Annotated in this window: 22 protein-coding genes and 1 pseudogene; 20 read left to right on the top strand and 3 right to left on the bottom strand. The window is 61.1% G+C overall.

Features of this window, described 5'->3' with window-relative positions; translation table 11 throughout:
- Positions 1 to 952: 952 nt before the first annotated feature.
- Complete coding sequence (locus tag JF542_RS23700) at positions 953 to 1,129, bottom strand: hypothetical protein (RefSeq protein WP_207077651.1); 177 nt, start codon at positions 1,127 to 1,129, stop codon at positions 953 to 955.
- A 370-nt stretch (positions 1,130 to 1,499) separates the two neighbouring features.
- On the opposite strand from JF542_RS23700, the gene repA reads away from it, so the two are divergent.
- The 7 genes and pseudogenes from repA (at position 1,500) to tnpC (ending at position 8,850) form a co-directional block, all read left to right on the top strand.
- Positions 1,500 to 2,708, top strand: a complete 1,209-nt coding sequence (gene repA / locus JF542_RS23695; protein WP_007803347.1) for a plasmid partitioning protein RepA — start codon at positions 1,500 to 1,502, stop codon at positions 2,706 to 2,708.
- The gene (gene repB / locus JF542_RS23690) at positions 2,705 to 3,691 is read left to right on the top strand and encodes a plasmid partitioning protein RepB (protein ID WP_040545954.1); all 987 of its coding nucleotides are present in this window, start codon (positions 2,705 to 2,707) and stop codon (positions 3,689 to 3,691) included. The genes repA and repB overlap by 4 nt, the downstream gene beginning before the upstream one ends.
- A 182-nt stretch (positions 3,692 to 3,873) precedes the next feature.
- The gene (gene repC / locus JF542_RS23685) at positions 3,874 to 5,088 is read left to right on the top strand and encodes a plasmid replication protein RepC (protein WP_007803345.1); all 1,215 of its coding nucleotides are present in this window, start codon (positions 3,874 to 3,876) and stop codon (positions 5,086 to 5,088) included.
- Between the two features lie 1,114 nt (positions 5,089 to 6,202).
- Positions 6,203 to 6,406: pseudogene (gene repC, locus JF542_RS23680) on the top strand (replication initiation protein RepC); the annotation flags it as partial.
- 81 nt (positions 6,407 to 6,487) lie between these two features.
- Positions 6,488 to 6,898: a transposase gene (locus JF542_RS23675; RefSeq protein ID WP_007803342.1), complete on the top strand. Its 411-nt coding sequence runs from the start codon at positions 6,488 to 6,490 to the stop codon at positions 6,896 to 6,898.
- Positions 6,892 to 7,245 (top strand): IS66 family insertion sequence element accessory protein TnpB, encoded by a 354-nt coding sequence (gene tnpB, locus JF542_RS23670; RefSeq protein WP_007803341.1) that lies wholly within the window; start codon positions 6,892 to 6,894, stop codon positions 7,243 to 7,245. The genes JF542_RS23675 and tnpB overlap by 7 nt, the downstream gene beginning before the upstream one ends.
- 54 nt (positions 7,246 to 7,299) lie before the next feature.
- Entirely contained in the window at positions 7,300 to 8,850 is a 1,551-nt protein-coding gene (gene tnpC, locus JF542_RS23665) for an IS66 family transposase (RefSeq protein ID WP_007803340.1), read from the top strand.
- 113 nt (positions 8,851 to 8,963) lie between these two features.
- On the opposite strand, the gene JF542_RS23660 is transcribed toward tnpC, so the two are convergent.
- Positions 8,964 to 10,079, bottom strand: a complete 1,116-nt coding sequence (locus tag JF542_RS23660; RefSeq protein WP_040545952.1) for a tyrosine-type recombinase/integrase — start codon at positions 10,077 to 10,079, stop codon at positions 8,964 to 8,966.
- Between the two features lie 168 nt (positions 10,080 to 10,247).
- Between JF542_RS23660 and JF542_RS23655 the strand changes: the two genes are divergently transcribed.
- The 7 genes from JF542_RS23655 (at position 10,248) to JF542_RS23625 (ending at position 17,914) form a co-directional block, all read left to right on the top strand.
- Entirely contained in the window at positions 10,248 to 11,894 is a 1,647-nt protein-coding gene (locus JF542_RS23655) for a Mu transposase C-terminal domain-containing protein (RefSeq protein WP_090271124.1), read from the top strand.
- Positions 11,887 to 12,765, top strand: coding sequence for a TniB family NTP-binding protein (locus JF542_RS23650; RefSeq protein WP_067296747.1), 879 nt, complete (start codon positions 11,887 to 11,889; stop codon positions 12,763 to 12,765). Before JF542_RS23655 ends, JF542_RS23650 begins: the two co-directional genes overlap by 8 nt.
- Before the next feature lie 71 nt (positions 12,766 to 12,836).
- Positions 12,837 to 13,781 (top strand): TniQ family protein, encoded by a 945-nt coding sequence (locus JF542_RS23645; RefSeq protein WP_242533913.1) that lies wholly within the window; start codon positions 12,837 to 12,839, stop codon positions 13,779 to 13,781.
- 256 nt (positions 13,782 to 14,037) lie between these two features.
- Positions 14,038 to 14,940, top strand: coding sequence for a DUF1403 family protein (locus JF542_RS23640; protein WP_242533912.1), 903 nt, complete (start codon positions 14,038 to 14,040; stop codon positions 14,938 to 14,940).
- Positions 14,940 to 15,566: an SMC-Scp complex subunit ScpB gene (gene scpB / locus JF542_RS23635; protein ID WP_050525835.1), complete on the top strand. Its 627-nt coding sequence runs from the start codon at positions 14,940 to 14,942 to the stop codon at positions 15,564 to 15,566. The genes JF542_RS23640 and scpB overlap by 1 nt, the downstream gene beginning before the upstream one ends.
- A gap of 153 nt (positions 15,567 to 15,719) precedes the next feature.
- Positions 15,720 to 16,946, top strand: coding sequence for an ATP-binding protein (locus tag JF542_RS23630; protein WP_207077649.1), 1,227 nt, complete (start codon positions 15,720 to 15,722; stop codon positions 16,944 to 16,946).
- 284 nt (positions 16,947 to 17,230) lie between these two features.
- Positions 17,231 to 17,914, top strand: a complete 684-nt coding sequence (locus JF542_RS23625; RefSeq protein ID WP_207077648.1) for an IS6 family transposase — start codon at positions 17,231 to 17,233, stop codon at positions 17,912 to 17,914.
- A gap of 185 nt (positions 17,915 to 18,099) precedes the next feature.
- On the opposite strand, the gene JF542_RS23620 is transcribed toward JF542_RS23625, so the two are convergent.
- The gene (locus tag JF542_RS23620) at positions 18,100 to 19,296 is read right to left on the bottom strand and encodes an MFS transporter (protein ID WP_207077647.1); all 1,197 of its coding nucleotides are present in this window, start codon (positions 19,294 to 19,296) and stop codon (positions 18,100 to 18,102) included.
- 87 nt (positions 19,297 to 19,383) lie between these two features.
- Between JF542_RS23620 and JF542_RS23615 the strand changes: the two genes are divergently transcribed.
- The 6 genes from JF542_RS23615 (at position 19,384) to JF542_RS23590 (ending at position 23,857) form a co-directional block, all read left to right on the top strand.
- Positions 19,384 to 19,713 carry an ArsR/SmtB family transcription factor gene (locus tag JF542_RS23615; protein ID WP_207077646.1) on the top strand — a complete coding sequence of 110 codons (330 nt, stop codon included), beginning with the start codon at positions 19,384 to 19,386 and terminating at the stop codon, positions 19,711 to 19,713.
- Between the two features lie 186 nt (positions 19,714 to 19,899).
- Complete coding sequence (locus JF542_RS23610; RefSeq protein ID WP_207077645.1) at positions 19,900 to 20,487, top strand: TetR/AcrR family transcriptional regulator; 588 nt, start codon at positions 19,900 to 19,902, stop codon at positions 20,485 to 20,487.
- Between the two features lie 55 nt (positions 20,488 to 20,542).
- Entirely contained in the window at positions 20,543 to 20,959 is a 417-nt protein-coding gene (locus JF542_RS23605) for an organic hydroperoxide resistance protein (protein WP_207077644.1), read from the top strand.
- Positions 20,960 to 20,963: 4 nt separating this feature from the next.
- Positions 20,964 to 22,121 carry an iron-containing alcohol dehydrogenase gene (locus JF542_RS23600; protein WP_207077643.1) on the top strand — a complete coding sequence of 386 codons (1,158 nt, stop codon included), beginning with the start codon at positions 20,964 to 20,966 and terminating at the stop codon, positions 22,119 to 22,121.
- Positions 22,122 to 22,133: 12 nt separating this feature from the next.
- Positions 22,134 to 23,183 (top strand): NADP-dependent oxidoreductase, encoded by a 1,050-nt coding sequence (locus JF542_RS23595; RefSeq protein WP_207077642.1) that lies wholly within the window; start codon positions 22,134 to 22,136, stop codon positions 23,181 to 23,183.
- Positions 23,180 to 23,857 carry a type 1 glutamine amidotransferase domain-containing protein gene (locus JF542_RS23590; protein ID WP_207077641.1) on the top strand — a complete coding sequence of 226 codons (678 nt, stop codon included), beginning with the start codon at positions 23,180 to 23,182 and terminating at the stop codon, positions 23,855 to 23,857. The genes JF542_RS23595 and JF542_RS23590 overlap by 4 nt, the downstream gene beginning before the upstream one ends.
- The last annotated feature ends 294 nt before the right edge of the window (positions 23,858 to 24,151 follow it).

Here is a 24,151-nt window from a genome sequence, read left to right as displayed (position 1 = left end):
CTCGCAACCCGAACCTTCTCGAAGATCGGCGGTGGCCGCCAGCGTCGCACCCGGCCGCGCGCTGCGCTACGCTGGGGGCTCCGCGCGCGGCCTCCTACACCAACCGGTGGGGCACTACCCTGATCTTCTGTGACTGCATCGAAACCGCCTAAGACCAGATCAATGAACCGGCAACCTCAGGCCCGTTAACGTGACAACACCCTACCGGGATATCCCGATCCAGCCGACAGGCTACGGTCAATCAATGGCGTTGCTTTGCTTGGTTGAGGCACTCAATCACGCTCCAGAGTAACACAGCCAAGTTTCGGCCCCAAAAGCGTCGTATAGCCTCATTGTCTGCTATGACGCTTCTGCTCCACCAAAGTGAGACAGCCGGACAATGCAATTTCGCAGCAGCTTTCACGCTATCGGGCTGGTGTTGCCATCGCGATGACGGTCTTGCATTGTTCCGGCCTGAGGCCTGACTGCTTTTAATACCTCTGACGTCAGACCAAGCGGACGGTCTCGGCTGTGCCGAGGGCGGCAGAAAACCAATACGTCCCGAGCCTAAAGCGCCGCGACCTCGCAGCCGGAGGCCGACGCCATTTGTACGACATCTGCGGGGAGATCGCCCCCGGCGTCAACATATGGGCATGACGGAAGGCACTGAGCTACGGCACGGTGATCTGCGGTCACGAAGTCATCGATCTGCTGCCCGACCGGGAGCGCGACACTGTGGAAGCGTGGCTCCGTGCGCGACTCGGGATCGAGGTCGTTGCCCGTGATCGCAATGGTGGCCACGGCGGTGACACTGCACGTGCGCTACCGGACGAGGTTCAACTCTGAGTCAGAGCCAAGATTGCACGCCTGTTCCCACCCCTTTCAACAGAGCGCCCTGCCCCACTACTTCGATGCTTCCACGAGCTCGTTACGTGTGCGGCCTCCTGCGATGTCCGGCTTCCAGAGCCGGACCTCAGGGAGGGGCAAAATGATCGCTGCTGGTCCACGGTCCGGCTAGGGAGTGCAGCAAATCGGCCCAGAACGTTTCTGCTTCGGATGGACCGGTGCTGACGCCGAGAACCTTGCGCAATAGATCACCATCGGCCTGCTTCTCAACCGGCTCAATCAGCGCGATTCTGTCGTCGACCACCGGCATCTCCGTTCTCGGTTCAAGGTCTCCCAGCCCGAATCTTCGCGAAGACCGGCGGTGGCCGGCAGCGTTACACCCGGCCACGCACTGCGCCGGGGCTCCGCGCTCAGCCCCTTTCCACCAAGCTTGGGACACCACCTTGATCGGCGGCATGTCGATCTGGTCAGCACGGAAAGCATGTCTCTCTCATCTTTACATCCCTTTAGGGAAAACCCTTGCGCGACTCCCCCAAGTTAGACAATAGTCACGGAAAAGAGCACACCCACGCCCTTTTCCGTGAACACGATCTGAGGGCCGGACCGCAAATGCGCCCGTGGGACACAGAACAACAATGAGGCAACGCGTACAAGACGCGGGACAGAGCGGACAGATGGATCAGAGCTTTGAACAGGACGACCTGAATGCGGTCATCCGCGAGCACTCGGAATTGCTCGCCAACCAACTGCATGCGCAGGGCGAGAGCCTGTTCCCCCCGGATGCCGCCAAGACCATGCGGACATTCACCTCGGGCGAGGCCGCGGCTCTGCTCGGCGTCAACGACAGCTACCTGCGCAAACTTCACCTCGAGGGACGTGGCCCCTCTCCCCAGCTGACACCGGGCAATCGCCGGCATTATTCCGTGCACGACTTGAACGCGCTTCGGGTGATGCTGGAGAAGACCGCCCGCAAGCCCGGCGACTACCTGCCGGGCCGACGCCCTGCCCCGGATGCCGGCGCCTCGCCCGACCGGATGCAGGTTATAGGCGTGATGAACTTCAAGGGCGGCTCCGGCAAGACCACCACTTCGGCGCATCTCGCGCAGAGGCTGGCACTGCTCGGCTACCGGGTGCTGGCCATCGATCTCGATCCGCAGGCCTCGCTCACCGCGCTGCACGGAGTGCAGCCGGAATACGACCTCAACGACGGCGGCACGCTCTACGACGCGATCCGCTACGACGATCCCGAGCCAATCTCCAAGGTCATTCGCAAAACCTACATTCCCGGCCTCGATCTCGTGCCCGGCAACCTCGAGCTGATGGAGTTCGAACACGAGACCCCGCGCGCGCTGGCGCAGGGAAACGCCGGGCTGTTCTTCTTTCGGGTGAAAGAGGCGCTGGCCCAGGTCGACGCGGATTACGATGTGGTCGTGATCGACTGCCCGCCGCAGCTTGGCTTCCTGACCATGTCGGCGCTGTCCGCCGCGACCGGGGTGCTGGTGACCATCCACCCCGAGATGCTCGACGTGATGTCGATGTCGCAATTCCTGCGCATGACCGCGGACCTGATGGACGTCATCGCAGAATCGGGCGCCGACATGAAGCACGACTGGATGCGATACCTGCTAACAAGGTATGAACCCACCGACGCCCCGCAGAACCGGATCGTAGCATTTCTGCGCACGATGTATGGCGAAAAGGTGCTCAACGCGCCGATGCTCAAATCGACGGCCATCTCCGACGCAGGGCTCACCAAGCAGACCCTCTATGAGGTCGAACGCTCGGCCTTCACCCGCGCCACCTACGACCGCGCAGTCGAGAGCCTCAACGCGGTGAACGACGAGATCGCGGAACTGATCCAGAAGACCTGGGGACGCACATGACCGATACACGCAAAAAACGCCTCTCCATGCTCGACAGCCTCGCGGCCGCCGGCAGCGGCGGTGCGGCGCCGTCGATGATGTCCTCGAACCGGGCGCTGCGCTCGGCCCGCAACGCGGTCGACGGGCACCACATATGGGAGCTCGACCCCGACAGTATCGAGGACGACCGGATGCGGGATCGGCTCGATCCGGCGGATGTGGTCGACCTGCAGCACGCCATCGAGCAGAACGGCCAGACTGTGCCGATCCTGGTGCGCCGCCATCCGACCGAGGAAGACCGCTACCTGCTGGTTTACGGCCGTCGCCGGCTCGAGGCGATCCGCCAGTCAGACAGCGTTGACAAAGTACGCGCGCTGGTCGCCACCCTGAACGACGCCGACGCGGTGCAGGCGCAGATTTCCGAGAACATGGCGCGGCGTGACCTCTCGTATATCGAGAAAGCCCTTTTTGCTCAGGAGCTTGTGGAAACAGGCTTCGGAACACAGGCCCGCGTTGCCGAAGTGTTAACGGTGACTAAGTCATCGATTTCCATGGCCATCGGCGTCGCCGGAAGCATCGGGCGTGACCTGATCGAGGCGATCGGGGCCGCCCATGGCATCGGCCGACCCCGGTGGGAAGCGCTGTCTCGCGCCATGGAGGAAACCGGCGCCGACCGACAACGGCTGATCGAGATCGCCGAGCAGACCCATGCCAAGGCCGCCGTTGCGGTGGTGCGCGACGAGCAGGTCCCGGATGATGCCTCGGTCGCCGCTTTCGAGGCGGTGATGCAGGCGATTGGTCGCCCCCCTGCCCCGCGCAAGGCCGAAACCGGTGGCGGCGCCAAGCGGTCGCTCAAGATCGATGGCGTGCGCGCCGGCGCGATCCGTCGGACGGCCCGTGGCGTGGCGCTGGACCTCGAAGAGCCCGGCTTCGCCGACTGGCTGGACGCCCGGGCCGAAGATGTGATCGCAGAGCTTCACGCGCGCTGGAAAGAGCGCGTGTAAGACTGAGGAAGAGCAGAAACCGGAACAAGGAGGCACGGTCAGGCGAAAGAAAAGGTCCCGCAAAGACGGCGCTTCACGAGACCCAGACTTGTTTTTCGCACTCTCAAGCTAGTGGTCCCCGACGCTCACCGCAAGTCGAAATCGATTCGCGGAACGGTTTTTCTTTGTCTTCGTGAAAAAACATGGACTACGATCCCATCACGCCTTTCGGGCGATCGCTTCGTGATGCCCGGTCGCTCGCGGCCACGCCGCAGGCGACGCAAGCGCCCTGCCCCACCGTCGACAAGTGGCAAGCGCTTCGTGCGCTTTCAACCTGTCGGGGCGACTACGCGCTGTCCGACCGCGATCTCGCGGTGCTCCAGGCGCTCATCAGCTTTCACCCGCGGACCGACTTGGCGCTCGACGACGGCCCACTTGTGGTGCATCCGTCGAACGCCTCGATCTGCGAGCGGCTGAACGGCATGCCTTCCTCGACCATGCGGCGCCATCTCGGTCGGCTGGTCGACGCCGGCATCATCACCCGCCGTGACAGTCCCAACGGCAAGCGCTATGCTCGACGCTTCGGCGGAACCAAGGTTGCCTACGGCTTTGACCTCGCCCCGCTCGCGCGCCGGTTCGCCGAGTTCGAGGACGCCGCACAGGCGCAGCGTGACCGGGATCTGCGCATCCGTCATCTCCGCGATGTCGTGAGCCTCATGCGCCGCGACCTCGAGGCCCTCACCGAGATTGGCCGCACCGAGGCCCCCTCCGACCCCTCCTGGGATGCCTACGAAGACCTCGCCCGGCTCTCGGCACGGACCCTGCGCAGGAAGCTTACCGAGCACCAGCTCAGCGAGCTCCGCGACACTCTCGCGTCTGCCGTCGAGGCTGCCAAGGCCATGGTTATTCCTGCCGAAACGGTCGAACTGAGCACCTCTGACGTCAGAAATGAGCAGCACCATCAGAGTTCAAAGAAAGACTCTATTGAATCTGAACAGGGCAGGACAGAAAGCGTACTCGATACGGCATTTCCCCGTCCGCAACTTGTGCGTTCGCCGAGAGCTTCCGAACACGCAATCAGCACCGCGCGACCGTCTAACCTTCCATTAGCCTTTGTTCTGGCAAGCTGTCCCGAGTTCTGCAGCTTCCAACCCGATCCAATCCGAAACTGGTCGCAATTCTTCGACGCCGCTGATAGGATCGCTCCGATGCTGGGAATACAGTCAACGACATGGCAGGATGTGAAACGGGATATGGGCCGAGATCAGGCTGCCGTGGTGATCGCGGCGATGCTTGAACGTCTTTCAGAGATCCGGTCTCCGGGCGCCTACCTGCGTGATCTCGGAAAGCGTGCCGCCGCCGGAACTTTCAGCTGCGCGCCAATGGTAGTGGCACTTTCGCGGCGCTCGGCTGCATAGGGTTCACAGCTGTGAATTCCGGCAACGTTCACAGCTGTGAACCAGTGTCTGAGTCCGCAGTAAACCTCGAACGAGACAGTCAGACCCAAAGCAAGGAAACCCGTGAGTGACAACACACGGTCAAGCAGGGGAAAGTCTACGACTTGGCCTACTCGAACTCCACCGCTTGGGAAGCTGATGAAGCCACTGATCGCCTCGGAAAAGCAGAGACTGGCAGGTTTTGAGACGCAGCAGAAACACACCACGCTCGCAGCTCGCGAGGTGGAATACGAGCTCCTACCGACAGCTCATTAGCCATACGAGAGTGATCCGAACCGCTTCGATCTACGTACACGGAGGCAATGTCGCTAAAACATCGACGATATTCCAAAGCCGCTCGTACTTGTAGATCGGCGAAACGGTGCAGCCACGCGCCTCCCAACTGTCCGGGGCGACCGGCATTCGCGGGAGTGCCCCCGACAAGAGCTCGGCGGCGAGCGGGTTCCAGACCGTCAGCCCTACGCTCTGGTCGTCAGCGCGTAGGCCCATCGCCCATCAGTCGCCGGCAGCGTTTACGCCCGACGCAGTAGCCTTGGTTGGGCACGCGCTTGCCATCTGACGGCCGCCGTAGAACTGGATTTCCATGAACCGCCGACTGACCAACGTCTTCAACGCCAGGTTTAGTAATGTCTCGGTCTTGCCCGGGCCATAGCAATCCGATCGGCTAACTTAGGTCAGTGGGCATCGCTGGAGGAACGGCAGCAAAGAATGTTCTGGATCGATCATTTCTCGCCTCCGAGCCACGCTCACGGTCTGGAGACTTTCGGTAAAAAACCATCCCTCCATGAGCTGCCGATCTTGGCGTGCAACTTCTCGGTCTCGCTGGCCTTCGCCTCCGCCTTGCCGGAGAAGATTTCGGACATACTCTCGAGGGCTTTCCGCTTCCAGATGTTAACTAGGGACTGCCGCACGCCGTGCTTGACCACCAGATCGAGACTGTCAGCCCGCCACCAATGGCCTCAAGCGCCACCTTCTCCCTGACCTCGTTGCCGTAAATCTTTCGTTTGCCAGACGCGCTGTTCTTCCTCGTCATCGGAAGCGGCAAGCTTCTCAGGCTGTCTGGTGTTGTGGGACCACTTCAAATTGGAACGACCTGCATTGGGTCGCGTGTCTTTTGGCGCTGATGATCGCAGTCTCAGAGCATGGCCAGAACACAGCGCAGGGCCCTCCGGGCAAGCAGGTGGCGACAGCAGCACTGGCCATTGTCTTCGAGGAACATTGCGCGGGTGAGGTCGCCTTGCTGGGCGGCTATCTCCGCACCATGGTCGAAAAAGCGTAAGCGGTGTCGCCGCCCCACATTGCCGACGGGATCAGCCATTGCGAGTTGATACGCATCCGAAGAGAAGGAGTGCGTTTCGCAATGTTCGCAAAGAGTTCGTTCCTCACGGCGCTTGGTGTTGAAGTCTTCGCCTCGGGGCAGAGGCGTTGGCCGGATCATGTGAAGGCGCAGGCGGTGGCCGAGACCCTGGAGCTTGGGGTGACGGTGTCAGGTGTCGCCGCGCGCTACGAGATCATGCCGAGCCAGCTGACGGCGTGGCGGCGGCTGGCCAAGGATGGCAAGCTCGTGCTGCCTGCGGTCGAGACCGATGAGCCGGTTTTCGCACCTCTGATCGTCCGGGATGAGACCACGACGGCCCCCGAGCCCGAGCGGCCCCGCGCCGAGGCGCCAGTTAGGGTTGTCCGGGGTTCGGTCATCATCGAGCTCGCACAGGATGCGCCCGCGGCCCGGATTGCCGAGATAGTCCACGCGCTGGAGGCGCATCCATGCTGATGCCCTCGCAGGGCGTGCGGATCCTGGTGGCGACACAGCCGGTGGACTTCCGGAAAGGCCATGACGGTCTCGCAGCGCTGGTCCAGTCGACGCTGGCTGAGGACCCATTTACCGGCACCGTCTTTGTCTTCCGCTCGAAGCGGGCCGACCGGTTGAAGATCCTGTTCTGGGACGGCAGCGGTTTGGTCATGGCTTACAAGCGGTTGGAGGAAAGCAGCTTCACCTGGCCCGCGGTCCGCGACGGGGCGATGACGTTGAACAGGGCACAGTTCGAGGCCCTGTTCGCCGGGCTGGACTGGCGCCGGGTGCGGTCACTGGAGGTCCGCCGACCGGCTGTGGCAGAGTGACTCGCCCCCGGGAATGCCCGGGCATCGACGCATTTGGCGCGGTATAATCTGCGCATGTCCAACGCTCCGCCCATCGACCTGTCCGCGATCCCCGAGAGCCAGCGCGCCGCCGTTCTGGCGCTGCTGCAGGAGAATGGTGCGTTGAAGGACGCAAACCGGCGCCTCGAGCATCTCGTGGCCGAGTTGAACCATGTCGTGCATGGCAAGCGGTCCGAGAAGCTGAGCGATGATGATCGGCAGCTGGCCTTCGAAGACCTGGAAACCGCCGTCGCCGAGGTCGAGACCCGCAAGGAACAGGCTGCGCCATCCACCACGACGCCGCGCCGGGCACGGCAGCGCAACCTCGGCCATCTACCTGCGGACCTGCCGCGCATCGAGCGTGTCATCGAACCCACCAGTCTCGATTGCCCATGTGGCTGCGGCCAGATGCACCGGATCGGCGAGGACCGCACCGAGCGCCTCGACATCATCCCGGCACAGCTTCGTGTGCTGGTCGACATCCGGCCGAAGTATGCCTGCCGCATCTGCTCGGATGGGGTCACCCAAGCGCCCGCCGCACCTTGGCTGATCGAAGGCGGGATGCCGACCGAGGGAGCCATCGCACACGCGCTGGTGTCCAAGTTCGCGGACCACCTGCCGTTCTACCGCCAAAGCCAGATCCTGGCGCGCTCCGGCATCCAGCTCGACCGCAGCACCTTGGCGGACTGGGCTGGCACGGCGGCCTTCCACCTCGGCCCCGTGGTCGATCGGCTGACCGAGCATCTGAAGGGATCGACCAAGCTCTTCATGGACGAGACGACCGCCCCGGCGTTGGATCCGGGCCGTGGCCGAACCAAGACCGGCTACCTCTGGGCGCTTGCCCGGGATGATCGTGGATGGGGCGGCGATGACCCGCCCGGCGTGGTCTTCACCTATCGCCCAAGCCGTGCTGGCGCCCATGCCGAGCAGATCCTGCAGGGCTTCGACGGTATCCTGCAACTGGATGGCTATACCGGTTACGATCGACTGACGCGCCCCTCCCGCAAGGGCGGCGCGCCGATCACGGTTGCCCGTTGTTGGGCCCATGCGCGTCGCAAGCTGAAGGAGGTCTTTGACCGCGACGGCTCGGAAATCGCCGCCGAGGGTCTGCGCCAGATTGCCGAGCTCTACCGCATCGAGGCCGAGATCCGTGGCATGGGCCCGGGCCAACGCCTGTCGGCCCGTCAGGCCCGCAGCGCACCCCTCGTGGTCGAGTTCGGTGATTGGCTGCACGCACAGCGCCTGCGTGTCTCAGCCAAGTCGCGCCTGGGCGAGAAGCTGACCTACATCCACCGACAGTGGGGCGGCCTGCAGACCTTCCTTCGCGACGGCCGCGTCGAGATGGACTCCAATTCCATCGAGAACCTGATCCGCCCGATCGCCCTGACACGGAAGAACGCACTCTTCGCCGGCCACGACGAGGGCGGCCGCACATGGGCTCGCATCGCCTCCCTGATCGCCACCGCGAAGATCAACGGCGTCGAGCCTTTCGCCTACCTGAAGGCGACCCTCGAGGCCATCGCCGCCGGTCACCCGGCCAGCAGGACCGACGAGCTCCTGCCCTGGAACTTCAACCCGTCAAGCTGAACACGAGTGAGGCGCAGACAGCGCTTACGAAAAAGCCGGGGCAGGGGAGTGAGATCTTGAGCGCAGGTTCTATCGCAGACTAAGCGGTCAGGCGGCGTGATGGGGTAAGGTGGTCAGAGACCGGCGGCCTTGGTCAGGTTCACCCGGAACCTGTCGCGTCTGCGCTGATAGCGGCGGGTCATTTCAGCCGAGGCGTGCCCCAGTTGTTTCTGGACGTAGCGCTCGTCGACTTCCGCTGAACTGGCGAGCCCGGCGCGCAAGCTGTGACCAGAGAACAGCGCCAGGCGCTCCTGTTCCGGCAGCTCGGCTCGGATGCCGGCGTCCAGCACCGTGCGCTTGATCAGCCGCGCCACATGCTTGTCGTTGAGGCGAGTGCCCGAAATGCGCTTGCCATCCCTTGACGTGCCGACGAAGACGGGCCCGAAGTCGATCTTTGCGAAGTGCAGCCATTGTTCGAGCGCGTGGACTGGGCAGGTCTGATCCTTCGAACCGCGGCCGATCTCCACCTCCCGCCAGCCGGTCTTTGCATTGAGCGTCAAAAGGGCGCCTTTGTCGAGGATGTCGATCCAGCCGCCGGAATCCGGCGTGTCGTCCTTGTGTACGTCCAAGCTGACGATCTCCGAACGGCGCAGACCGCCGGCATATCCGAGCAGCAGGACGGCCCGATCCCTAAGCCCGCGCAGATCATAGGGCAGGGTGGCGACCATCGCGAGGATGTCATCGGCCAGGATAGCGGCCTTCTGCACTGGTGGGCGCGCGTGCTTGCGCCTGATCCCGGCCAGAACCGTGGCGATGTGCCGGTTCTTTCGATCGAGGGGGAAGCCGCGCTGCGCGTAATTCCACGCGAGACCCGACAGGCGGCGTTCGATGGTGCCGACGGATAGGGGCCGGAACGCCGACTGCGAAGGGGAGGGGCCCGACCCGGATGCCAGATCCGCGAGGTAGAGTCCGATCATCGCCGGTGACGGCGGTAGCGGTTCCGTGCCCTTCATCCGGCACCAGCGTGTGAAGTGCGCCCAATCCTTCGCATAGGCCTTCAGCGTGTTGTCCGAGGCTGCGGCACGGGCATACTCGCGGGCGGTGTCCACCAATCGGTCCAACGTGCCGGAGCCCGCGACGTAAGAGGGCAAGGCGATGCCAGCGTTTTCCCCCTGATCTCTGTCGTCAGCCCGCGCAGCCTCATGCTCACCGGAGAGCATCGACGTCGGTTTATCGGTCTCTGGGGGCAACTTTGACTGAATCCTGTCGGTCTGCCGGAGTTTTTGAGACTGCGATCCATTTGTTTTCAATGACTTACCTGTGTCGCATTTCTGAGACTGATTCAGGGTATGTGATACTGGACGCCGATTTGAGTCACCATTGGTGAGACTATCCGGCATCCATGCACTGAGTAAGTTATGTCCGATAATTTTCCAGCTGACAAGGATTGGGAAGAGGCCGAGCGCCGCGCGCAAGTGATCGCGGAGCTGCCGGTCCAGCTCACTCAGGGCAATGTCGACTGGGCCATGCGCCAGTTGAATGTCAGCCGATCCACGCTCTTTCGTCTGGTGAAGCAGTTCCGCGAAGACGGGCGGACCAGTGCACTGCTACGGGATACCCGGGGGCCCAAACCGGGCATGCAGCCCCTGAACCCGGCGGTGGACGAGATTGTCTCCCGCCATTTCAGGGAGTTTTATGCCACCCGCCGCAAGCCCACCAGGACACGGTTCTGGCGGGAGATCGCTGCCGATTGTCAGGCGCAAGGGTTGGCACCACCCTCGATCCGGCGTTTGGGCCGCTGGCTGGAGGGGCACGATCAGGCAAACCTGATGGCCCGACGTGAAGGCAAGGACAAGGCTGAGCGACGCCATCTGGCCACGCCGGGAGGCCTTACTGCAGACAGCCCTCTCGATATCGTCCAGATCGACCACACCAAGGCCGATGTGACAGTGGTCGACCCGGTGACGCGTTGCCCGCTCGGTCGTCCGACGCTGACTGTGGCAATCGATGTGAACACCCGCATGGTTTTGGGGTTTCATCTGTCGCTAGAGCCGCCATCGCTTCTGGCTGTTGCTCTGTGTCTGACCCATGCGGTGATGGACAAATCGCATTGGCTCACTGCGCGAGGTATCAGCACGGATTGGGCTGCGCAGGGTATCCCGATCGCGATTTACGTGGACAATGGCGCGGAGTTCCACGCGCGCGCCTTTGAGCGGGCCTGTTCCGAATATCAGATCGACCTGCGGCACCGACCACCGGGAACGCCGCGCTATGGCGGCCATATCGAGCGCCTGATCGGCACGATGATGGGCGCGATTCACCTGCTGCCGGGCTCGCATTTCTCGAATATTTTCGAGCGCGGTGATCTCGACGCGGAAGCCGAGGCGGTGATGACGCTCAGAGAGCTGGAAACTTGGCTCGCTCTCGAGATCACCGGCTCCTACCATGCGCGGGTCCACAGCGCGCTGGAAACGACACCTGCAGCGGCTTGGGCGGCGCGGACGAACGAGGTCCGGATCCAAATCCCGGCCGATCTCAGGCAGTTCCTGGTCGATTTCCTGCCCTCCGAGCAGCGAGTTTTGCAGCGCGACGGCCTGCATCTCTTCCACATCCGCTACTGGGCGGACGAGTTGCGCTGGCTGATGGGCCGGGAAAGCCGCAAGTTCACGCTCAAATACGACCCGCGTGATCTTTCGCGCATCTTCGTGCTGACAGAGAACGGGATCATCGAAGCCCGGCCGGCGGATCTGACCCGACCTGCGGTCACGCTCTGGGAGCACCGCGCAGCGCGACGCGCTTTGCGCGAGGCCGGGCGCCGGTCGGTAGATGAGGAACTGATTTTCAGGACGATCGAGGCGCAGCGCGACCTCGTCGACAGTGCCGAGCGGCAAACTAAGGCGATACGGCGCCACCAGGCGCGGCGGGCGCATCTGGCCCCTCTGCCGATGATCGATGTGACACCGGATGCCGCCGCGCGAGATGCCCTGCCTGCGCCGGAAGGGGAGGGGAGCCCGTTCCTTAGCCATCCCGGCTTCAAGGTCGAGGAGTGGTACGACGATGACTGAGTTCCCGCATCTCTATCCAGGAGCCGGCAAGATCGCGGCGCTCAGCGCCGAGGAGCGCATTCACCGGATTCGCGCCGACCGCTGGGTCTCCTATCCCAGGGCCGAGGCTGCCTTGGAGAAGCTGGAAACGCTGATGTCGTTTCCCGAGCGCGCCCGCATGCCGAACCTGCTCATTGTCGGTGACAGCGGCATGGGCAAGACGATGATCATCGAGAAGTTCACCCGCGATCACGCATCGAGCTTCGACGAGACCAGCGGACGGCTACATATGCCGGTTGTCGCCGTGCAGATGGTGTCTGGGCCTGATGAATCGCGCTTCTACCGCCGGATCCTGGCGGCGATCGGTGCCCCGGAGCCGCCTCGGGCGACACTGTCTGTGCTGGAAAGCCTGGCCTTGCGTCTGCTCGCCGAATTGCGTCCGGGGATGCTGGTCATCGACGAGATTCACAGCCTGCAGGCGGGGACGATCCGCGAACAGGCACGATTCCTGAACATGCTGCGCTTTCTGGGCAACGAGCTGCGCATCCCGCTGGTCTGTGTTGGTACAGCGCAGGCTCGCAACGCGCTGCGCACCGATGATCAGCTGGTGCGCCGTTTCGAGGCCTTCGCGTTGCCGCCTTGGCGCGAGGGCGAGGATCTGAACGGGCTGATGAGCACGCTCACGCGCACGCTGCCGCTTCGGCGCCAAAGCCAGATCGACGAGAAGGCACTCACGCGGATGATCAAGGTGACTGGCGGCATCACCTCGGGCATCTTTTCGATCTTGTCGCAGCTGGCGATCGCCGCCATCGAAAGTGGCGAGGAACGCATCCTCTCGCGCGATATTCTGGGCGGCGACCGGTTGCAGGCGGTCCTGGGAGAGCCGGTGTGACGATGTGCGGGCGCCTGCCGGTCGTATACGCCCCAGAGGCTGACGAGCGGCTGTCCTCCTGGATCGCGCGTATGGCCCCGTTCTACGCCATGACGGTTTCGGAATTCGTCGCCACGCTTGGCCTGAAGGGGCACGACGTGTTCGACCTGGAATGGCGTCTCTCGGAAGGGCAGGGGGCTCTGATCGCGGCTCGGATCGGCCTTTCGCCCGAAGCAGTGCAGGCCATGACATTCCGGGAGTTCGGGCCACAGGCGCGTTTGATGATCGCGCGGAAGAGCCGGTATTACTGCCCGTACTGTCCCGAAGAGCCGCAACGCAAATCCACAGCCCTGCCGTGGCGATTTCGCTGCCCGGTGCATGGTGTGGAGTTTCGGGGCGCCACCGGCGAGACCCTGTCCGATCGGTTCGGTACGGATTGCTTCAAGAAACTTGAAGGGCATGCCGAGGTCGGTGCCGCGCATCTCGATGCCTGGGCGCGCAGCGCGGGGCAGGGCGACCTGGAAGCGCCCGAAGTGCTTCAGCTTCTGACGGTGCGACATCGCCGGGCCTCGCCGCCGAACGTTTGCGAGCAGCCACGAATGTCTTTGAAAGACCGCCGGGACTATCATGATTTTTTGACCACGCCGATCATCCGACAGGCGCTCACGGTCGTAGTTCCCGAATACGATCAGGTGGCGCCAGTGCTTGCCAAGCCAGTGCGTCCCGGTCTCCACGCCCTGGCGCAGGGCTCGCTCTTGCAGTGTTTCGCGCTGGCGGTCGGCGCCGGGCGGATCATTGAGGATCCGGTCAAATGGGCGATCTCAGTCATGCTCATGAGCGATGCGGAGGCGCAGGGACGGGTCCGGCAGGCGATTGACGCATGGCCTCTTTCGTTGAGGCGAAGCATCTCGGCCCGGTTCTGGCGCGCTGAGCGCGACGAGAGAGCACGGCAGTCTGCAGAAAAAGCCGCGAGACAACGCCAGTCTCACAAACTCCGACTCATCCAGTCTCATAAATACCGGTACGGAATCTCATGAACCCCGGTTCGTTTTTCAGGGAAGTGCTTGAATCTCATCAACACCGGCCATCCGACAGATTTCTCATTGTTTTCTGACATGCCGCTGAGCATATTCTTTTATGTCCGATAAGGCAAACTTATTGGACATAGGATTGAGCGACACGCTGCGGCGGTTAGAATAGTATTTTCTGGAGTTAAGCGCCGTGGTGAGATAAGATTGCGGCATGGCATTTACTCAACCAGCCCTTGCTGACGCTACAAATACACTACCCCGGATGCCGCCGTGGATCACCTCTGCGCGTCCGGAAACCCTTGAAGATGTGGCCTTTCGATCCGGGGCGGCGTTGACGGTGCTGGATGGGCTGGTCTCCGATCCGGGGCACGGGGTGCCGGTGAAGTTGTTGGCCAACCGATTGGCGCTGACGGCGGCAACGGCAACCTCGAAGCTGGAGGGGCGGCTGGCCAGAGAAGCTGATATTCGCGATGCCTACCACCTGACGCCGCCGGGCGACGCGCGGGGACCGGATGGCGATCTGCTGGCGTTCTGGCGCGGGAGTGTGCGATTGCAGCCAGGCGGGACGGGCGAGTTTGAAGACCTGATCGGCGCAAATCTTGCAGCGGAATTGAGCGGGTGGCTCGATATGGGGCAATCGCGTGCCCGGACCCATGGGCCGCTGGCGGGCTGCGCGACCATCCTGCGCGCCGTTCTCGACGCCGACGACCGCGCGGAACGGGTCGCCTGTCTGCTCTCGGACATCGCCTTGGCGCGCGGGCTGAACTGGAAAAACGTGCTGCCGGTCTCGTCGCAACGGCTTACGAAGACGGTTCTGCGCGATCTTGCGCTGAGCGGGGAGGGGGCCGAACTGGCGGTTCAGGTACGGATCCTCGAATCCATCGAAACTGTGATCGGGCTGGCGCGGGATCTGGCCCGTCGCGCGGAAGCACTTCGTGTCGTCGCGCCGAAGCTCCGGGCGAAGGGATCGGAGGCGGCTGTCGATTTGTTCCTGACCGAGGATGCGGTGGCACCCTCGACCATGCTGTCACCGATGATCAAAGGAACTGCGATACCGATGACCGACCGCGCGGCACGTCGGCTTTGCGATCGGCTGGTTGAGCTGGGCGTGGCGCGGGAGTTGACCGGGCGCTCAACCTTCCGGCTTTACGGGATCGCGCCGTGATGGCCCGAAAGAAGCCAAAGCAGGCCGATGAAGGCGAAAGCGATTTCGACCGGGAACTCGACGATCTGCCGCAGGAGTTGCGCTGGCGTGAATGGATGGGCCGGATCGAGGCGGTGCTCTTCGCCAGCGCGTCGCCGGTCAGCCGAGAAGACCTGGCCCGCGTGGTGGGTCAGGGGGCTTCGGTCGAGATGCTGATCGACGACATCCAGGCCGAGCTGATTGGTCGACCTTTTGAGTTGGCGCAAGTCGCCGGCGGTTGGATGTTCCGCACCAGGACGAAGTTCGCCGACGCGATCAAGGCCGCGACCAATCTGGGTGAGGAGACAATCGCCTTCACCGAGATGGAGATGGGCGTACTCTGTGCCATCGCCTATCACCAGCCGATCGACCGGGCGGGCCTGGCGGACATCTTTGGCAAGGAGGTCAGCCGTGATCTGCTGTCCCGGCTGCGGTTCAAGGACTTAATCGCCTCCGGACCACGGTCGCCGCGGCCGGGCGCGCCGCATACGTTTGTGACCACGGAGGCGTTTCTGGCGACATTTGACTTGCATAGCTTGCGGGATTTGCCCGAGCTGGAAATCGCCGTGGGCGAGACTGGTTCTGACGCCCCGATCTCAAGAGTTTGAGTGCGCTAGCTTCCTCGGGTTTCGGAGGACTAACGGCCAGGCTGGCTCGCGTGGACTTTAAGATGGTCGGCCGTCGGATTTCAATCGGTCGTATCTTGACTTTCAATTGGTCGGTCGCGTACTTTCAACTGGTCGAAAGGAATCGTCCCGCTAATGTACCCAAGGTTCGCCAGAGCAAGAATAGAGGAGGCGCTCTCCGACACGCGGGTAGTTCTCATCTCGGGGCCCCGGCAGTCCGGAAAGACGACCCTCGCCATGGACATCGCAGCCGACAAGACACCCTTCCTCACCCTAGACGATGCTACCGTGTTAGAAGCAGCGATCAATGATCCGGTCGGGTTCGTCCGCGGATTGGAGCGCGCAGTCATCGACGAGGTGCAGCGAGCGCCCGACCTCCTGCTTGCAATCAAGAACGTCGTGGACGACCACCAGTCCCCGGGAAGATTTCTCCTAACGGGGTCGGCCAACCTAATGACAATCCCGAAGGTCGCGGACTCTCTCGCCGGTCGCATGGAGGTCATCCGACTGTTTCCCCTGTCGCAGGCGGAGATCATCGACAGCAAATCGCAATTCATAGATCGCGCCTTCGCCGGTGAAAAACCCATCGCCAATCACGTGATTGTCGGCGCCGAACTGATCGAGCGTGTTCTCTCGGGCGGATACCCCGAAGCGCTCAGTCGCAAGAAATGGTCGCGCAAGCAGGACTGGTATCACGGCTATCTCGACGCGCTCGTGCAACGCGATGTGCGAGACGTGGCCCAGATCGAGCAACTCGGCTTAATGCCGAAGTTGCTATCGGTTCTGGCGGAGCATTCAGGACAGTTGGTCAACTACACCGGCATCGGTGCGGCTCTCGACCTTAATCATGTGACCACGCAAAAATACGTCAGTGTTTTCGAGAGCCTCTATTTGGTTCACACCCTTCGACCCTGGTTCACGAACCGACTGAAGCGGCTGACAAAATCACCAAAGCTGCATTTCTTGGACGCCGGTCTTCTCGCTGCGATGCGGGATGTTTCGCCGGATGTGGTCCGCAAGGACAAGACGAGCTTCGGTGCGATCCTGGAAACATTCGTGTTCAGCGAATTGCGGAAAATTGCCACCTGGAGTGAACAGAGGTGCACGTTCTCCCATTTTCGGGACAAGGACAAGAACGAGGTCGATATCGTGTTGGAAAACCGCCGCGGCGAGGTCGTCGGGATCGAAGTAAAGTCATCCGCCACCGTTTCGGCAGGAGATTTTTCAGGCATGCGCAAACTCGCAGACGCCTGCGGAGATAGATTCGTCCAGGGCATGGTGCTTTACGACCACGATAAGGTCGTCCCGTTCGGCGAGAACATGTTCGCGGCCCCGCTTTCATGCCTGTGGGGTCGCTCATGAATCTCGTCGAGGAACAATGCGTTGAGGAGCTCGCAGACCTGCTCTACAACTTTTTGCCGGGGAGCGGAAACTCCCGGACCGCATTCCCATTGGCGGCAGCACAAGTCCAATGCCAAGACCTGTGGACGGGCGGGAGCAAACGCCCCGCGATCGTCCAAATGTTATCATCAACCCTAGGTCAGCGGCGACACAAGTTTAGGGCTTTGTCGCAAAGATTGCGACCTTGCGATACCATCGTACCGAACCTATGTCGCGGCCCCGACGCAGCGAGTGAGCAGGTAGCGATGATCAATTTCAAGGGCGCTCAGTTTCCCAAAGACGTGATCCTGTTTGCGGTTTGGTTCTACGTGCGGTTCCCGGTATCTTATCGTGATCTTGAGGAAATCATGGAGGAGCGCGGCGTCAATGTCGATCACGCTACGCTGAACCGGTGGGTTGAAAGATACGCGCCTCTGATCGCGCAAGAAGCACAGAAACGGAAGACTCGGACTGGGCGTTCCTGGCGGATGGGCGAGACGTATATCAAGGTGAAGGGCCGCTGGTGCTACCTGTATCGGGCGATCGACAAGCACGGCAAAACACTGGATTTCATGTTGTCGGAGGCCCGCGATGAGGCTGCAGCCACCACATTCTTCGCCCGAACGATCGGCAACAATGGCTGGCCGGATCGTGTCGTGATCGACAAGAGCGGCGCCAACGCCGCGGGGCTTGAGAATATGAACCTGCTGCTTCTCCTGAGCGGGTGGTGTTGGCTGATCGAGGTTCTGCAGGTCAAATATCTGAACAACATCATCGAGCAGGATCATCGTTTCATCAAGCGGATCACGCGGCAGATGAAGGGTTTCAAAGCCTTCGCCGCAGCGCAAGCCACGTTGGCGGGTATCGAGACCGCCCACATGATCCGCAAAGGGCAACTGAACGGCCAAGGCGGCACCGCTTTTGAGCAGTTCAAAGCGCTCGCGGGATAAGTGTGTCCAGGCCCAAGGTCCGCTCAAGCCAAATGGAAACTTTGCGACGGAACCCTTCATCAGGGCCAGCGGCATAAGGGCCGCGAAAACAGGCCGGACAAATGACCGCTACGCAAAAAGATCACGAACACAAAAGAAAACTCTTGCAAAACAGGGGCTGTCCACAAATGGCAAGCCCATCCCGGCTAGTCGGCTCGGCCGAATTTGCGCATCAGTCCTGCGAGAGCGGCCAGTGAGGCGATCAGGCTGCCATAACAGATCACAACGACTTTGATCCCGAACACCGGCACCAAAAGTCCGGCAATTACGACTGGCAAGCCGAATGCCAAGTAGCTGATACAGAATAGCGCGGCGAAAGTTTCTCCTCTGACATCCTCCGGTACCAGTGGAATAATCGAGCGGATGAAACCATAAAAGCAGGTGCCGAAGCCCGCTCCAACGATAGCGAGCGCAATAAGGTAGAGCACTAGATTTTCGTATTGAATGCCAAACAAAGTGGCGAAGGTTCCCATTGATAGCGCTGCGGTGCCAAACAACATGACCTCACGCGCAGAGTAGTTGCGCGCAATGAAACAAGCCAGCGCACCAACCCCGGCCAGCAATGCGACCACGAAGCCCTGGACAATCACATTTTGAATACCAAAAACCTGTGAGATGATGAGTGCGCCAAGCGACAGATACAGCCCCCCTGTGGCCCAGCCCGCGAATAGCGCCGGAGCGCCACGCCAGAACGTGCCCCTGACTTCGATCGGGAGGCCAACGCGAGGCTTCAGCGCCTGCAACAAGCCTTCATGCCGTGGCGATGTTTCGGGCAAGCCCCATGTGGCCAGCGCCAACACCAGGCTGGCCACTGCAATCCCGGTGAATATATCAAATTTTGGCTCGGTAAGGTGCTCCATTGCAAAGCCGGATACCAAGGCCCCCAAGGCCAGCCCGACGAGGGGGATGACTGAATTACAGATCGCCGCGATGCCCTTGAATTCAGGGGGTTCAAGATCCGTAATAGCCGCCGACAGCGTAGACAAAAGAAGGCCGCATGCTACGCCCTGTACTACACGAGCCAATAACAACGCAGGCACAGAACCTGACAGTTCGAATCCGGCAGCGGAAACAGCGAGAAGCACGAACCCTATCGACAGTACAGGGCGTCGCCCGACATGATCCGAAATTGATCCGGCCACGAGCAGCGTCGCAAGAAGGGCAATTGCGTAGATTGCGAATATCTCCGACACCACCAAAGACGAAAATCCGAGCTGCTGCTGCAAGAGCGGATAAAAAGGGGACGGCGCGCTCGCGCTCGCCATCATCAGAGCGCTTCCGGTAAGCACGATTGCGAAACCAGCGCGCTCTCTAGCCTTGGGTGACATCACAATCGTAGTCATTTTGGAATGCAGTCCTTCATGAGGGTTCGAATTTTATCGAACCTTTCTCTAGTTTCTTTCTGCGGAAGGTTCAAGTATATTCGAACCATGAGTATCTTACCCGACACTGCCAGCCCCGATCTTGCGCACCCGCAGGAACAGGAGCTGCAACTGACGCAGGTCTTGTTCGCACTCAGCGATCCGGGCCGGTTGGACATCGTGCGTCAGCTCCGCGACGGCCCGGTCGAAATGGCACACTGCAATTTAATGGACCCGGAAGTGGCGAAATCCACCAAGTCGCACCTGTTCAAGGTGTTGCGCGAAGCAGGTGTGATCCGGAACATCCCCAAGGGGAGAGGACGCCTGCTTTCACTGCGAAGAGATGCGCTTGACCGTCGCTTTCCTGGTTTGCTGGGAGCAGTGCTGAACGCAAACTAAGGGCGTGCCGCATCGATTTGCGTATGCATTGCTTGTTTTTCTGTGCTGGATGTTAAAGCTGCTAACTGGTGTGCATGCTGGCTAGCGCCTTTCCCGTACCGTTTCTAAGCGCCGCTCACGGCCCTGTGATTAGAAAAAGCCACACCACCCCTAGACGACCGGTCTAATGAGGCTATATCGGGGGTCATGGAACAGAAAAACGACACACGCTCACAGATACTGACCACAGGACGACGCCTGACAGCCAAGCAGGGCTACACAGGTGTCGGTCTGAGTGCGCTGTTGAAAGAGGCCGGTGTTCCGAAAGGGTCGTTCTATCACTATTTCGCCTCCAAGGAAGCTTATGGCTGTGCGCTGTTGAACGATTTTATGACGGAGTATGGCACACGCCTGAACGCGTCGCTTGCGCATCCGGACATGGATGCACGGTCTCGATTCTTGACCTATTTCGAAGAGTGGCGGAAAAAACAGATCAGCCCCAACCTCGAAGACCGGTGCTTGGTCGTCAAACTGTCCGCAGAGGTTGCTGACCTCTCGGAGAACATGAGCAATATCTTGCAGAAAAGTGTGTCCGAAATCGTCGCGCGCCTGACGGAGACCCTTGAACAGGGAACGGACGATGGCACGATCGCCGCGCTTGAAGACCCCCGCTCCACGGCAGAAATGATCTACCACATGTGGCTTGGAGCCAGCCTCGTCGCGAGCCTCTCGCACAGTGAAGCCCCGCTCAATTCCGCTATGAATGCCACAAAGGTGCTGGTTCCAGGACCATAACCCCAAAAATTTTGACACATCGATAGACGACCAGTCTATTCGCGAAAGGAAGCTCATGAAAATCTTCTACAAAACCACCGCAACGGCAACAGGGGGCCGCTCGGGAACCGCCGCCCTCAACGATGGCAGCTTTTCAGTCCAGATGGTTCGCCCGGACAGTGGCGAGGCGGGGGTGAACCCTGAGCAGTTGTTCGCGCTTGGCTATGCGGCCTGTTTTGATAGCGCGATGGAAATGACCGCAAAACAACTCAAGCTTGATGCCAAAGCGGCATCAACGTCGGTTGAGGTGGGCATCGGCCAACGCCCCGAGGGCGGATACGGACTTGATCTCGACATTACCGCACATCTGCCGGGCATGACCCGCGAGGATGCTGAAAGACTTGTCGAAGCGACGCACCAGGTCTGCCCATACTCCAACGCCACACGCGGAAACGTTGACGTGCGCCTGCACATTGAAACTGAAGGAAACTGAACCCATGAATAATTTTGACTTTCGCAATCCGACACATATCCTGTTTGGCAAGGGCCGTATCGCGGACCTAAAGGATCAGGTTCCGGCTGACGCAAAGGTGCTGATCCTCTATGGTGGAGGCAGCGCGGAGAAAACAGGCGTCCTTGGTCAGGTGCGTGCGGCACTTGCGGGCCGGACCTTGGTCGAATTTGGCGGTATTGAGCCCAATCCGCGCTACGCCACTGCGCTGAAGGCTGTCGAGGTGATTGGCCAAGAAGGGATCACCTTCCTGTTGGCTGTCGGCGGTGGCTCCGTTATTGACGCCACCAAATTTATCGCGGCGGCGGCCAAATATGATGGCGACGCTTGGGACATCCTGACATCTCGCGGGTCGGTCATCACGCAAGCGCTGCCCTTTGGCACCGTGTTGACCTTGCCCGCCACCGGTTCGGAGATGAACTCTGGCGCTGTGATCACCAATCCCGAGAAGGGCGCTAAGCTTCCGTTTGGTAGCCCGCATTGCTACCCGGTTTTCTCGGTGCTGGACCCCGAGGTCACTTACACGCTGCCGCCCCGTCAAATCGCGAACGGCGTGGCCGACGCGTTTGTTCACATCATCGAACAATATCTGACCTATCCATCCGCCGCGCGCGTTCAGGACGGTTTTGCCGAAACCCTGCTACGCACCCTGATCGAGCTTGGGCCCAAAGCCCTTGAGACGCCGGAGGACTATGACGTTCGCGCCAACCTGATGTGGACGGCAACGCTGGCCCTGAATGGCCTGATCGGCGCAGGTGTCCCGCAGGACTGGGCAAGCCATATGATCGGACATGAGATTACCGCGCTCAATGACACCGACCACGCCCGCACACTGGCTGTCGTGTTGCCGTCACTGATGAACGACCAACGTGGCCCCAAACGCGAGAAACTGCTGCAATATGCTGCCAATGTTTGGGACATCCGCGAGGGATCTGATGATGCGCGGATTGATGCCGTGATCGAGGCAACACGCGGGTTCTTTGAACAGATGGGCATCAAAACCCGACTCGGCGATTACGCAATTGCTGCACCTGAAATTGATCGCATCGTCGCCGCCTTGAAGGATCACGGCATGACCGCCCTTGGCGAACAAAATGCCATCACCCCCGAGGATGCCCGCCGCATTCTTGAAACAGCTTTGTAGGAGATGATGACCATGGCACAGACCGAAACAGTAAACCGCCAGCTTGTGCTGGCGGAACGCCCCAAAGGCGAACCGACCAAGGACACGCTTCGCTTGGTCGAAGGGGACGTCCCCTCCCCTGGTGCTGGGCAGATGCTTCTGCGCACCGAATATCTGTCGCTGGACCCTTATATGCGGGGGCGCATGAGCGATGCGCCATCTTACGCCGCGCCGGTGGAAATTGATGGCGTGATGGAGGGCGGCACAGTGGCTCAGGTCGTCACCTCAAAGGTTGATGGCTTTGCGCCGGGCGACTGGGTGCTCAGCTTCAATGGCTGGCAGGATTACGCGCTGTCGGATGGCACGCGGATCACCAATCTGGGCACCTCGCCTGCACACCCGTCTTGGGCGCTCGGTATCATGGGTATGCCCGGATTTACCGCTTGGGCGGGTCTGACGCAAATTGGCGCGCCAAAGCCGGGCGAAACCATCGCCGTGGCGGCCGCAACCGGCCCTGTCGGGGCCACTGTGGGCCAGATCGGCAAGATCCTTGGCTGCCGCGTGGTCGGCATCGCGGGCGGGCCAGAGAAATGCGCCTATGCGGTCAATGAGTTGGGTTTTGATGCCTGTATCGATCACAAGGCAGATGACTTTGCCGAACAGCTTGCAAAGGCCAGTCCCGATGGCATCGATGTCTATTTCGAAAATGTCGGCGGCAAGGTCCTCGACGGGGTCATCCCGCTTTTGAATCCGAACGCACGGGTGCCGGTCTGCGGGTTGATCTCTCAGTATAATGCGACTGACTTGCCCGAAGGGCCGGACCGGATGAACTGGCTTATGGGTCAGATTCTGCGCAAAAAGATCAAGGTGCAGGGCTTCATCATCTTTGACGACTTCGGCCACCTCTACCCGGATTTTGCCAAAGACATGGGGGCGTGGATCGAAAGCGGCCAAATCAAATACCGCGAAGAGATCATCGACGGTTTGGAAAATGCGCCCGAAGCCTTCATTGGCCTGCTGAATGGCGAAAACTTTGGCAAGCGCGTGATCCGCGTCGGCGAGAAAAATAGGAAAATAACATGAAAATTCTGATGGTACTGACATCCCACGACACACTCGGGGACACAGCCAAGAAAACCGGCTTCTGGCTGGAGGAGTTTGCGGCCCCCTATTACGTCTTCAAGGACGCCGGAGCAAACATTATACTGGCCTCGCCCAAAGGGGGACAGCCGCCGATTGATCCGTCCAGCGACAGCGCTGACGCACAGACCGACGACACCCGTCGGTTCAAAGACGATCCAGAGACGCAAAAGCATCTTGCGACGACGCTGAAGCTTTCGGATGTAACCGAAGACGGGTTCGACGCCATCTTCTATCCGGGCGGCCACGGCCCTTTGTGGGATCTGGCCGAAAGCGCGGACAGCAAACGCCTGATCGAGGCCTTCGCCGCCGCCGATTTGCCTGTCGGCGCAGTTTGCCACGCCCCAGCCGTGTTCCGCCACACCCAAGGTGCGGACGGCAAACCGCTGGTGTCTGGTCGCCGGGTGACGGGTTTTACCAACACCGAAGAAGAGGCCGTCGGCCTTACCGATGTTGTGCCGTTCTTGGTGGAAGACATGCTGAAGGCCAATGGTGGCCAGTATGAAAAAGGGGCGGATTGGGCCAGTTTCGTGCTGCGTGACGGAAAACTGGTCACCGGCCAGAACCCCGCCTCATCCGCCGCCGCCGCGCAAGAGATCCTCGGGCTGCTGAAGTAGGAGCAAAACGATGGTCGACCTGATCCTGCACCACTATGAAGCCTCTCCCTATTCCGAAAAAATCAGAACTTGATGGGCTTCAAGGGGCTGTCATGGTCATCGGTCATCGTGCCTCCTATTGCGCCAAAGGCTGATCTGCTGGCCTTGACGGGTGGCTACAGGCGGGCCCCAGTGCTGTGAACCGGCATGCAAAATTGACCCCGTAGCGGGGTGATCGGCGTCCAAAAATGACCCCCTTACACTGATGTGGATGATGCCCCCGAGGTCATCGGGGAGCACAGTGTGGGATGTTGG

Origin of the sequence: Salipiger bermudensis, assembly GCF_017309175.1 — a bacterium.
GTDB classification, from domain to species: domain Bacteria; phylum Pseudomonadota; class Alphaproteobacteria; order Rhodobacterales; family Rhodobacteraceae; genus Salipiger; species Salipiger bermudensis.
Note: the sequence above shows the minus strand (reverse complement) of the source record. Positions and strands in the feature narration are given on the sequence as shown.